The organism is Candidatus Poriferisodalis sp. (assembly GCF_965221945.1).
In the GTDB taxonomy this organism is placed as follows: domain Bacteria; phylum Actinomycetota; class Acidimicrobiia; order Acidimicrobiales; family Poriferisodalaceae; genus Poriferisodalis.
Window position 1 is genome coordinate 547,629 of sequence record NZ_OZ244925.1, and the last position, 11,240, is coordinate 558,868.

The 11,240-nt window shown below is 66.0% G+C and carries 8 protein-coding genes; 1 reads left to right on the top strand and 7 read right to left on the bottom strand.

Going from position 1 to position 11,240, the window contains the following annotated elements:
* Window positions 1-30: 30 nt before the first annotated feature.
* From ACOQPH_RS02580 to ACOQPH_RS02590, 3 genes are all read right to left on the bottom strand, one after another.
* Entirely contained in the window at window positions 31-1,152 is a 1,122-nt protein-coding gene (locus ACOQPH_RS02580) for an acyl-CoA dehydrogenase family protein (RefSeq protein WP_420623194.1), read from the bottom strand.
* A gap of 31 nt (window positions 1,153-1,183) precedes the next feature.
* Window positions 1,184-2,977, bottom strand: a complete 1,794-nt coding sequence (locus ACOQPH_RS02585) for an ABC transporter substrate-binding protein (protein WP_420623195.1) — start codon at window positions 2,975-2,977, stop codon at window positions 1,184-1,186.
* Between the two features lie 68 nt (window positions 2,978-3,045).
* Complete coding sequence (locus ACOQPH_RS02590) at window positions 3,046-3,837, bottom strand: tyrosine-protein phosphatase (RefSeq protein ID WP_420623196.1); 792 nt, start codon at window positions 3,835-3,837, stop codon at window positions 3,046-3,048.
* Window positions 3,838-3,878: 41 nt separating this feature from the next.
* Here ACOQPH_RS02590 and ACOQPH_RS02595 point away from each other — a divergent pair, with 41 nt between their 5' ends.
* Window positions 3,879-4,862: an NAD(P)H-quinone oxidoreductase gene (locus tag ACOQPH_RS02595; RefSeq protein ID WP_419552526.1), complete on the top strand. Its 984-nt coding sequence runs from the start codon at window positions 3,879-3,881 to the stop codon at window positions 4,860-4,862.
* Window positions 4,863-4,885: 23 nt separating this feature from the next.
* Here ACOQPH_RS02595 and ACOQPH_RS02600 read toward each other — a convergent pair whose 3' ends face one another.
* The 4 genes from ACOQPH_RS02600 to ACOQPH_RS02615 all read right to left on the bottom strand — a co-directional run bounded on the left by ACOQPH_RS02600 (window position 4,886) and on the right by ACOQPH_RS02615 (window position 11,196).
* A complete protein-coding gene (locus ACOQPH_RS02600) occupies window positions 4,886-6,157 on the bottom strand; it encodes a citrate synthase (RefSeq protein ID WP_420623197.1) in 1,272 nt (423 codons plus the stop codon).
* A gap of 85 nt (window positions 6,158-6,242) precedes the next feature.
* On the bottom strand, window positions 6,243-7,580 hold the full coding sequence (locus ACOQPH_RS02605; protein ID WP_420623198.1) for an acyl-CoA carboxylase subunit beta: 1,338 nt from the start codon (window positions 7,578-7,580) through the stop codon (window positions 6,243-6,245).
* 63 nt (window positions 7,581-7,643) lie between these two features.
* Complete coding sequence (locus ACOQPH_RS02610) at window positions 7,644-8,561, bottom strand: LysR family transcriptional regulator (RefSeq protein WP_419552537.1); 918 nt, start codon at window positions 8,559-8,561, stop codon at window positions 7,644-7,646.
* 361 nt (window positions 8,562-8,922) lie between these two features.
* Window positions 8,923-11,196, bottom strand: coding sequence for an aconitate hydratase (locus ACOQPH_RS02615; protein WP_420623199.1), 2,274 nt, complete (start codon window positions 11,194-11,196; stop codon window positions 8,923-8,925).
* Window positions 11,197-11,240 lie beyond the last annotated feature (44 nt).

Sequence of the window (11,240 nt, forward strand, 5' to 3'; positions counted from 1 at the left end):
GTCACCGCCCCCTAGACGGGTTGCGTCCCCCTAGCCGCGGGGCACACGGGGCTCGCGGGGCAAACGCAGAATGCGCTCACCGATGATGTTGCGCAGGATCTGAGTGGTGCCGCCCATGATCGTGTAGGCGGGCGCATAGGTCACGTTGCGCGACACCCGGTTCGCAAGCATCGTCTCCGGCCCGGCCACATCACCCACGAAGCGGGAGACCTGCTGCTCGAACTCGGTGCACCACGTCTTGGTGACCGCCGAGTACTGCGGGAACGGCGTTTGGCGCAGCACGTTGCGCAGCACCATGTCGCGCCCGATGCGGTAGCCCGTCTCAATGCGGGCCATGTGCTGGCGGACAAGCGGGTCCGACGTGTCGGCTCTCGGCTTCATGTCCAGGTACAGCCGCTGGTTCGAGGCCAGCCGATCGATCCCGCCCCGCTCGTGCTCAAGCTGGCGCATTGTCTGGGAAAAGCTGTTGTTCAGCTCGCCCACCAGGTTCTCGACGGACACCGCCACCTCGTCGAAGAACACCTCGTTGAAATGCGCATCGCCGGAGGCATCCCGGATCGGCCGCACCTCGATGCCGGGGCTGTCCATCGGCACGATCAGCTCGCTCATGCCCTTGTGCGGCGGTGCATCGGGATCGGTCCGGCAGATCAGGTAGCACCAGTTCGCCGTGGCTGCGCCGCTCGTCCAGATCTTCTGGCCGTTCACGATGAACCGGTCGCCATCACGCACCGCCGTGGTCCCGATGGCGGCCACGTCGGAACCCGCATCAGGCTCGGACATCCCGATGCACCAGCGAGAGCGTCCCGCACGCATCTCGGGCAGGAACCTGGCCTGCTGTTGCGGCGTGCCATAGGCGAGCAGCACGGGACCAATCTGGCGGTCGGGAAAGAACGAGCTGGCCATCGGTGCACCGCCCAGCAGCAGCTGCTCGGTCACCACGAACCGCTCGACCTCGGGCCGCCCGTCGCCCCCGGCCGACGTCGGCCAGCACATCCCTATCCAGCCGCGCTCACCCAGCCGCAGCGTGAACTCGTCGGAGTAGCCGACCAGCCAGCCATCGTCGATCGTGAACAGATCCGCCGTGGCTTGGCGCACCCACGCGGCCGCCTCATCAGCCAGATCAGTTAGCTCCGAGGGCCAGCGGTAATCCATCGGCAGGACAGTAGAGGCTGGCTGTGACCTCTTACAGATCAGTTCGGTACAGGTAGCGCAGATCCCAATAGCCGTAGAGCGTCGGCGTCTCGTTGCCGAACACGTAGCGCACGGCGCCCAAACGCTCGCCCAGCGTGGTGTAGATCAGCGGAACGCTCTCTACAGCAATGGCTTGTGCCTTCCGGTACAGCTCCAGCCGCTTGTCGTGGTCGAGCTCAGTGCTGGCCTCGATGTACAGCTCGTCGATCTCAGCCTCCCAATCGGTTGCAGGCTCAACCTGGTTCGGATGCCACAAGTGCAATGACTCACCGCTGTGCCACAGCCCGATGCCGCTGTAGGGATCAGGACCGCCGGTGAAGCCGATCACCATGGCCTCCCAGTCATAAGTGGTGGTCAGCTGCGTCACTAGGTCGCCGAAGTTCACCAAGCGGAACTCCACATCGAGCCCTAGCGCCACCATCCCTTCGGCGACGATCTGGGTCACATCAGCCCGCACACTGTTGCCGTCGTTCGTGATGAGCGTGAACGAGATCGGGTTGCCGAGATCGTCTTCGCGGATGCCATCGCTATCGCTGTCGAGCCAGCCCAAGTTGTCGAGAATCACGTTCGCCCGGTTGAGGTTGTACCCATAGCGGCGCACGTCGGGATTGTGGAAATCGCCGGCGGCGGGACTCACCGAGGACCACTGCGGGTAGCCCAGGCCGTGTTGGACGCCGTCGATTATGGCGGCCTTGTCCATCGTGTGCGCCACCGCCTGGCGGAACTCCGTTGTTTCGAACCAGCGCCGCCTCACCGGATCGACGTACGGCTCGCCGGCCTCATTCGACCTCGGGTTCTGGTTGAAGGTCAGGAAAGTCGTGCCGAAGCCGGGACCGCGGCGATGAAGTTTGAAGTTCTCATCCTGGGCCAGCGGCTCCAGCAGCGCGTATTCCTCGCCCAGCACGCCGTGGAAGTCGGTGGTGCCGTCGCGGAACAGAGCGAGCTCGGCATCGAAGTCAGCAACGATGATCTCCACGACCCGGTCGAGATAGGGCAGCGGCGAGCCGTCGTCATCGGTGAGCCAGTAGTGAGGGTTCCGCTCATAGACGATGCGCTCGCCCGGTGAGTATTCGCCGATGGTGAACGGTCCTGTGCCGATGACCTCAGCCGGGTCCGTGTCGATGTCCCAGAACTCCTCGAACGCTCCGGCCTCGATGGGGCCCTCCAGGATGTGCTTGGGATAGATGGCGGTTCCCATTGAGCGCAGGAACGGTGCGAACGGCTGCGGCAGGACGAACTCGACGGTGTGGTCGTCAAGTGCCGCCACTGTCATCTCCGATTGCTCCCACTGCTCGGTGTCAGGGTTCAAGTAGCGGAACTCGAAGGTGGCGCGGCTCGATGCGTTGAAGTCGTCGCTGTAGATGACCTGGTTGAACGTGAAGTCCACGTCGTGGGCGGTGAATGGAGTCCCGTCGTGCCACAGGACGTCGTCACGCAGGTGAAACATCCACCGCAAGCCGTCGTCAGAGTGCTCCCAGGACTCAGCGAGCAGCGGCTCCACCTCGTCGGTCAGCCATGACGTCTCGGTCAGGCCCTCGAACAGGTAGCCCAGCACGCCTGAAGAACCGGCATCGTTCGACAATTCCAGGTTGAACGTCAACGGCTCGGAGATCGTCGCGAGTGTGAGCGTTCCGCCGTGGCCGCCGATGGCGTATTCGAACTCGGCGGCATTGCGGTGCAGCTGGTCCACGATCTCGTTCGTGGATGGATCGGATTCATCGCTCGAACAGGCGGCAAGGAATAGCAGGGCGCCTGCCGCGGCTGCGAAGACCTGTCGAGACTTCATGAGGTCTCCGCCGGATGCATTCCACACAACATGGCGGCCAGTTTCGGCCAATGGTCCTATGAAGGCAACTAGATCAGCAGATTCGCTCGCAGCATCTCGAGTGCTTCGGGGTCGAGACCGTGGGCCAGCAGATATCCCTCGGCACCCCCATGCGTGCCATTGCTTCCCGCACGCCCGAACCGATCGTCGAGCTCTGCCAGGACTGACGCCAACACCCCACGAGGGGCGCTGAGAATCGCCCGTACGTTGTCGATCGGGATGCCGATCTGCGCGAATTGCGGTGTCAGCTCCTTGATGCGCTGGTGAGACCGCAGCTCGTTCGACAGGCAGTAGTCGTCGAGCACGATGTCACGGTTCACACCGAGCGCTTCCAGCAGCAGCGCCGATGCGATGCCGCTGCGGTCCTTGCCGGCGGTGCAGTGGAACAGCATCGGGAGATGGTCCACGTCGGCCGCAATCGTCACGAACTGAGCGAACCGCTCGCCGTAGGTGCTGATCATCCTCAGATAGAGCTCGGCCATGTCGCCCTCGGAGACCGACCGCAGCCGGCCTTCGAGGATCTGATCCACCAAGCTGATGTCGCCGTCCACCGTGTCGCCGACCGGCAACGAAAAATGGGAGGTCACGCCGGGCCACAAACGGGAGCGGTCCCGCTCGATCTCCGGTCCTGCACGGAAGTCCACCACCGTGCGGATGCCGCGGCTGCCCAGCTCGAAGAGGTCGTCGTCGGTCAGCGCGCTCAGCCGATCGGAGCGGAACAGCGCCCCTGTCCGTACCCGTCGATCGCTCGCTGCGCGATAGCCGCCCACATCGCGGCAGTTCCTCGCACCCTCCAGCACTACGACGGCATCGGTACGCACGGGCTCGCAGGCTAACCACCGGCGGGCTACCGTCGCCGCTCATGCGTGCAGTGGTGATTCCCGAATACGGCGGTGTCGATGTGCTCGAGGTGCGAGACGTGCCCGCGCCGGTGCCCGGACCCGACGAAGTGCTGGTGGACGTGGCCTGTACGGCCATGAACCGGGCCGACCTTCTCCAACGGATGGGCCTCTACCCCGCTCCGGGTCGCAAGCCCGACATCGAGATTCCGGGCCTGGAGTTCGCCGGGACCATCGCGGCGCTGGGCGGGCTCGTCACCGGGTGGTCCGTCGGCGACGAGGTCATGGGGATCACCTCGGGTGGCGCCAAGGCCGAGCAGGTCGTGACCCATGAGCGCATGCTGCAACGCATCCCCGCCTCGGTGACGCTGCGCGATGCCGCCGCCATCCCGGAGGTGTTCATGACGGCGCACGATGCGCTGATGACTCAGGGCGGGCTGGCCTCGGGCGGCACGGCGCTGGTGCACGCCGGGGCGTCGGGCGTGGGCACCGCTGCCATCCAGATTGCCAAGGCCATCGGCGCCCGCATCGCGGTCACCTGCTCGACCTCCAAGGTGGCGGCGTGCACCGACCTCGGAGCGGATCTCGTCGTCGACTACACCGGGGCCGACTTTGCCGAGGCGGTCAAGGAGTGGACCGGCGGCCGTGGCGTCGACGTCGTCCTCGACGTCATCGGCGGCGACTACTTGGCCCGCAACATCGCGTCGGTGCGCATCCAGGGACGCATCATCCAGGTCGGCGTCATGGGTGCGCCGATGGCCACGTTCCCGCTTGGCGCGCTGCTGCCGAAGCGGGCGGCGCTTATCGGCACCGTGCTGCGCTCACGGCCCATCGAGCAGAAGATCGATGCCAACCAGCGGTTCTGCGCCGAGCTGCTGCCCCGATTCGACGACGGCTCGCTGCGGCCGGTCATCGACTCTCGCTTTGCCCTCGACGACATCGCCGAGGCGCACAACTACATGGCAACCAACGCAAACGTGGGCAAGATCCTGCTGGATGTGAGCTAGCGCCGATCAGGCGCAGCTGAGGGCTACCGGGCCTCGATCGGCACGTAGTCGCGCTCGCCATGACCCGTGTACTTCTGGCGGGGCCGGTAGATCTTCTGCTCGGGATCGCCGAGCATCTCCACCCAGTGCGCCAACCACCCCGGCGTCCGCCCGATAGCGAACAGCACCGTGAACATGTCCATCGGGAAGCCCATCGCCTCATAGATGAGCCCCGAGTAGAAGTCCACGTTCGGGTACAACCGGCGGTCCCTGAAGTACGAGTCGCTGAGCGCGACCTCCTCGAGCTTCATGGCGATGTCCAGCAGCGGATTCAGCCCGGTCACCTTGAACACCGCGTCGGCGGTCTCCTTGACGATCTTTGCCCGCGGGTCGTAGTTCTTGTAGACGCGGTGGCCGAATCCCTGCAGCAGCACGTCGCCGGATTTCGCCCGCTCGACGTAGGCGGGCACGTTGTCGAAGTCGCCGATCTCGTGCAGCATCCGGATGACCTGCTCATTTGCACCGCCGTGCAGCGGTCCGTACAGGCCGCAGGTGGCAGCCGCCACCGCCGAGAACGGATCGGCACGGGTGGAGCCGACCGTGCGCATCGTGGTGGTCGAGCAGTTCTGCTCGTGATCCGCATGCAGGATGAACAGCAAGTCCAGCGCCCGCGTCAGCGTCGGGTCGGGTTCGTAGTCGGGGTCGGCCACGCTCCACATCATCCGCAGGAAGTTGGCCGTGTAGCTCAGGTGATTCACCGGGTACTCGTACGGCAGCCCCATCCGGTTGCGGTAGGTGAACGCCGCCATCGTCGGCATCTTGGCCATCAGCCGGATGATCTGCACCAGCCGCGTATACGGATCGTCGATGTCCTTCGCCTCGGGGTAGAAGGTGGACAGCGCGGCGATCGTCGACACCAGGGTGCCCATCGGGTGGGCGTCGTAGCGGAAGCCCTTGATGAAGCGGGTGATGTCTTCGTGCACGTAGGTGTGGAACGTGATGTGGTGGACCCACTCGGCTGCCTCGGCCTCGGTGGGAAGCTCGCCGTGAATGATCAAATAGGCAACCTCGAGGAAGCTGGACTGCTCGGCCAGCTGCTCGATTGGGTAGCCCCGGTAGCGCAGGATTCCCTCATCCCCGTCGATGTAGGTGATCTTGGAGTCGCAGTTGGCTGTCGAGAGGTAGGCCGGGTCGTAGAACCACAGACCCCGGTCCAGCTCGCGCAACGCGGCCGCGGAGATCGTGCCGTCGACCACGGGAGCGGTCACCGACTGTCCCGTGCGGTTGTCGGTGATCGTGAAGCTGTCCTCTGCCATCAGTCCCCCTCGTTCGCGTCGCCGAATGTACCCAATTGGAGGCCTTTCTGCGATTGTTGCGGCTGCACGAATTCGGGCGGCAGGCTCACAGCGGAGAGTTGTCGTGGCGGCGATGGCATAGCCGTTCGCGCTTGGTGGCCAGCATGTCGAGCGTGTCGATGAGCTCCCGGCGTGTGACTGCGGGGTCGATGACGTTGTCGACGTAGCCCCGCTCGGCAGCGACATACGGGTTCAGATACGTGTCCTCATAATCGGAGACGTATTCGGCGACCTCGCCCTCATCTGCGCCGCGGCGAAGGATCTGGGCCGCTTGGGAAGCACCCATCACGGCGAGTTCGGCGCTCGGCCACGCCAGGTACACGTCGTTGCCCATCGTCTTGGAGTCCATGACGATGTATGCGCCGCCGTACGACTTGCGCAGCACGACAGCGACACGTGGCACGGTGGCACGTGCATAGGCGAAGGCCAGCTGGGCACCGTGGCGGATCATCCCGCGCCACTCGAGGTCTTTGCCGGGGTAGAAGCCCGGCGTGTCCACCAAGGTGATCAGCGGCAGGCCGAAGGCGTCGCAGAAGTTGACGAAGCGGGCCCCCTTCTGGCTTGCGGCTATGTCCAGCGTTCCCGCGATGCTCATCGGCTGGTTCGCCAGCACGCCCACGGCGTAGCCACCCATCGAAGCGAAGCCCGTCACCAAGTTCGGCGCCCAGGCCGCTCTCAACTCGACGAAGCAGCCGTCGTCGATGAGCTCGGCGATGATGTCGCGGACGTCGTAGGCGCCCGTCGGCTGGGAAGGAAGCAGGTCGCCCGCTTCGGGTGTCGGCCGATCGCGCGGGTCGCTGGTCTCTATGAGCGGCGGCAACTCGTCGCAGTGCGAGGGCAGGTAGCCGAGCATCTCGGTCAGCACGTCGAGCACCTCGCCGGCCGGGGTGACTGCGGATGCTGTCCCCGAAGCGCTGGCATGGATCGAGGCGCCCCCCAGCTCGTCAGGCCCGATCGCCACACCGGTCATCTCGCGCACCGGGACGGGGCCGCTCACAAAGGCGTACGCATCCTCGGACATCACGACGATGTCGGACAGCCCGATCAGCAGCGCGATGCCCGAGATGGCCTGTCCCGTGACTCCGGCCAGGATCGGGACCACGCCCGAGCACCGCACGAGGACCCGTGCGGCCTCGCCCCAGCCGTGCAACGCAGCGACGCCGTAGTTCGCGTCGGCCCCGCTGGAGGACAGCATGAGGACCACAGGCAGGCGCTTTGCGAGCGCTGTGTGAAGGCCGGCGACGATGGTCTCGCTGTCGGCTGGCGCGAGGGCGCCGCGCCGGCGAGGACTGTCGGCGGAGATGAGCATGGCCGAGCGCCCGTCGAGGGCGACGATGCCAGCGGTGACATGTCCACTTGCGCCGGCGCGCAGCTGCAGGTCCACTGCCGTGAGGCTATGCCCCCACCGGGTTGTGTCGTGGATCAGGCTGGCCGGACGCCCCAAGGCTCACGCAGCAGTGACGCCAGGGATGCGACGGGACACGCTGCGCATCACCGAGCGGAGCACATCGCGGGCTGCAGCCGCCGGCGCCGAGAGCATGCCACGGCGGCGGATGGCCAGCGCGACCTGGCGGGGAGGCAGGCCTGCAACGGTGAGCACGCTCCAGTCGCCTCGGTCGGTCCAGACCGGGATCGAGGTGATTGGCACGATGGCCGGCCCATAGCCCTGAAAGGCCAGTGTGGCGGTCAGCCGAATGCCGTCGAGCTGCGCCAAGGTCCGCAGCGTGACACCGTGCCGAGCCGCGACCGAGTCGATGAGCATGCGCATCGCAGAACCGGGCGGACCGAGCAGCATCTCGTGCTGTTCGAGTTCCGCGAAGCCCACCTCGCGGTCGCCGAGCGCCGCCAGTGCGTGACCGGTGGGAGCGATGACGACGAATTCCTCGGCGAACAGGGGCGTGGTGACCAGCTCCTCGTGGTCGACCGGGGCATTCACCACGGCGAGGTCGAGTTCGCCGCCTTCGAGCAGGCGTGTCAGCGCAAGCGTGGTGGAGTCGACCACCGTGGCGTCGACATCAGGGTGGCGCCGGCGCAACTCGTCCAGAAACGGCGGTAACAGCCACCTGCCGGGGGTCCCGATGATGCCGAGATGGACGTCGCCGGTGACATGGGACGTCATCGACGCCACGTCGGCTCGCATGGAGGCAATCTCGCCGTTGATGCGCTTGATGCGTGCCAGCACCACCTCGCCCTCGGGCGTCAAGGACCCCACTGCTCGATCCACGAGCACCGCGCCCAGCTCTTCCTCGAGTTTCGCAATATGGCTCGACACGTTGGACTGCACGGTGTGCAGCGCTCGTGCGGCTGCCGAGAAGCGGCCATGAGCAGCAACTGCAGACAGCGCATCGAGGTACTTCAGGTCCATTCAGCCACACTAACGTGTTACGGCTGCCTATCTCTCAAAGAGATTGAAACTATCTGCGCTAACTGCTGGCCCGATAACAAAGCCAGAGCTAATTTGTTCTTGAGCGGTTACACCAAATCGCTCGACATATCGCACCGCCGCACGGTGTCCCCCCCACCCAGGCGGACGAGCGCCGGATCGGAAGCCCTGCTCCCACCGGCAACAGGTCCAAGCGTCACCCACGCCCAGAGACCTCAGCGAAGAAGCCGGCCCTCCCCCCGGGCCGGCTTCCTCGCGCCGTGGCCGAGAAGTGCTCCAGCCGTGCCGATCCACCAGTGCCCAGACGGAGGTGCCCAGCCGGCGGTGCCGAGCCCGACTAGAGCTAGGCCCGGATGATGTTGAGTGCCGAGCCGGCCCTGAACCACTTCACCTGTTCGGCACTGAAGGTGTGGTTGGTCTCGAATGAGATTGTCTCGCCCGACGGCTTGCGCACCTCGACCGTGACGGTCCGTCCTGGCGCCAGGTCGGCAAGGCCCCGCACCGAGATCCGATCGCCCTCGCCGATGCGGTCGTAGTCGGTCGGGTCGGCGAACGTGAGCGGCAGCATGCCCTGCTTCTTCAGGTTGGTCTCGTGGATGCGGGCGAAACTGCGGCACAGCGCAACGAGGCCTCCCCGGAAGCGAGGCTCCATCGCGGCGTGCTCGCGGCTCGATCCTTCGCCCATGTTCTCGTCGCCGATCACCACCCAGTTCACGCCGGCTTCGTGGTATGCCTTCGCGATCTCGGGATACGGCTGCGTCTCGCCGGTCAGCTGATTCTTGCCGTGGCCCACGTCGTAGCCCTCAAAGGCATTCACCGCGCCCAGGTACAGGTTCCCCGAGATATTCTCGAGGTGACCTCGGTAGCGAAGCCACGGACCGGCCATCGAGATGTGGTCGGTGGTGAACTTGCCCTGAGCCTTGACCAGCACGGGCAGGTCTTCGTAGTCGTTGCCGTCCCACGCCTCGAACGGCGCCAGCACCTGCAGGCGATCCGAGCTCGGCGAGACGTGCACATCCACGCCGGTCCGATCCGTGGGCGGGGCCACAAAGCCGCTCTCGCCTGGGTCGAAGCCGGCGGGCGGCAGCTCGACGCCCACCGGAGTCGGCAGCGAGACCGGCTCGCCGGAATCGGTGTGCAGCACGCCGTGAACCGGGTCGAAGTCGAGCGTTCCCGCCAGCGCCAGCGCCATGACGGTCTCGGGCGAGGTCACAAACGCCAACGTCGCGGCGTCGCCGTCGTTGCGCTTGGGGAAGTTGCGGTTGTACGAGGTGACGATCACGTTGGCTTGGCCCGGGACATAGGCCTCGTCGCCGGAGCGGTCCCACTGGCCGATGCAGGGTCCGCAGGCGTTTGCCAGCACGGTGGCGCCCAGCGCTTCGAAGTCGGCAAGCAGGCCGTCACGCTCGATGGTGGCGCGCACCTGTTCCGAACCGGGAGTCACGAGCAGCTGTGTCCGTGCCCGCAGGCCCTTCGCGGCAGCGTCACGGGCGATCGATGCCGCCCGGGTGATGTCCTCGTAGCTCGAGTTGGTGCAGCTGCCGATGAGTGCTGCGCTGATGTCGAGCGGCCAGCCCTGGGTGCGGGCCTCCGCGCCCAGCGCGGACACCTCGCGGGCGAGATCGGGCGTGTGGGGGCCGTTGATGTGGGGGCGCAGCTGGGACAGGTCGATCTCGATGACCTGGTCGTAGTGGGCCTCCGGATCGGCCATGGCGGCGTCATCGGGGCGTAGGTGATCGGCGACTGCATCGGCCGCGGCGGCGACCGCCTCACGCCCGGTTGCTGCCAGGTAGCGGAACATCGCAGCGTCGTAGCCGAACAGGGACGTGGTGGCGCCGATCTCAGCGCCCATATTGCAGATAGTCCCTTTGCCAGTGGCGCTCAGCGACTCGGCGCCGGGCCCGAAGTACTCCACGATGGCGCCAGTGCCGCCGGACACCGTGAGGATCTCGGCCACCTTCAAGATCACGTCTTTGGGCGCGCTCCAGCCGGACAGCTCGCCGGTGAGCTTCACGCCGATCACCTTGGGCCAGCGCACGTTCCACGGAAAGCCGGTCATCACGTCCACAGCATCCGCGCCGCCGACGCCCACGGCGATCATGCCCAGCCCGCCTGCGTTGGGGGTGTGGCTGTCGGTGCCGATCATCATCCCGCCGGGGAAGGCGTACTGCTCCAGCACGACCTGGTGGATGATGCCGCTGCCGGGCTTCCAGAACCCTGCGCCGTAGCGGGCGCAGACGCTTTCGAGGAAGTCGTACACCTCTTCGTTGTTCTCCGTGGCAGCCAGCAGGTCGCGCTTGCCGTCCTCGCGAGCCTGGATCAGGTGGTCGCAGTGCGTCGTGGTGGGCACCGCTACCTCGTCGAGCCCTGCAGTCATGAACTGCAGCCACGCCATCTGCGCGGTGGCGTCCTGCATGGCGACACGATCCGGCGCCAGGTCGACATAGGAGACGGCGCGCTCAAGGGACTGCTCACGGCTTGACAGGTGCGCGATGAGGATCTTCTCTGACAGTGTGAGCGCTCGCCCCAGCCGCTCACGCCCGAATGACACGGCATCTGCCAGGCCGGCGTACACCCCTTCGATCAACTCGATCGGAGTACTCGCGTGAACAGCCATGGACAACTCCCCGTTCGCAGGCGGAAATGCCGGCAGGTGTACGC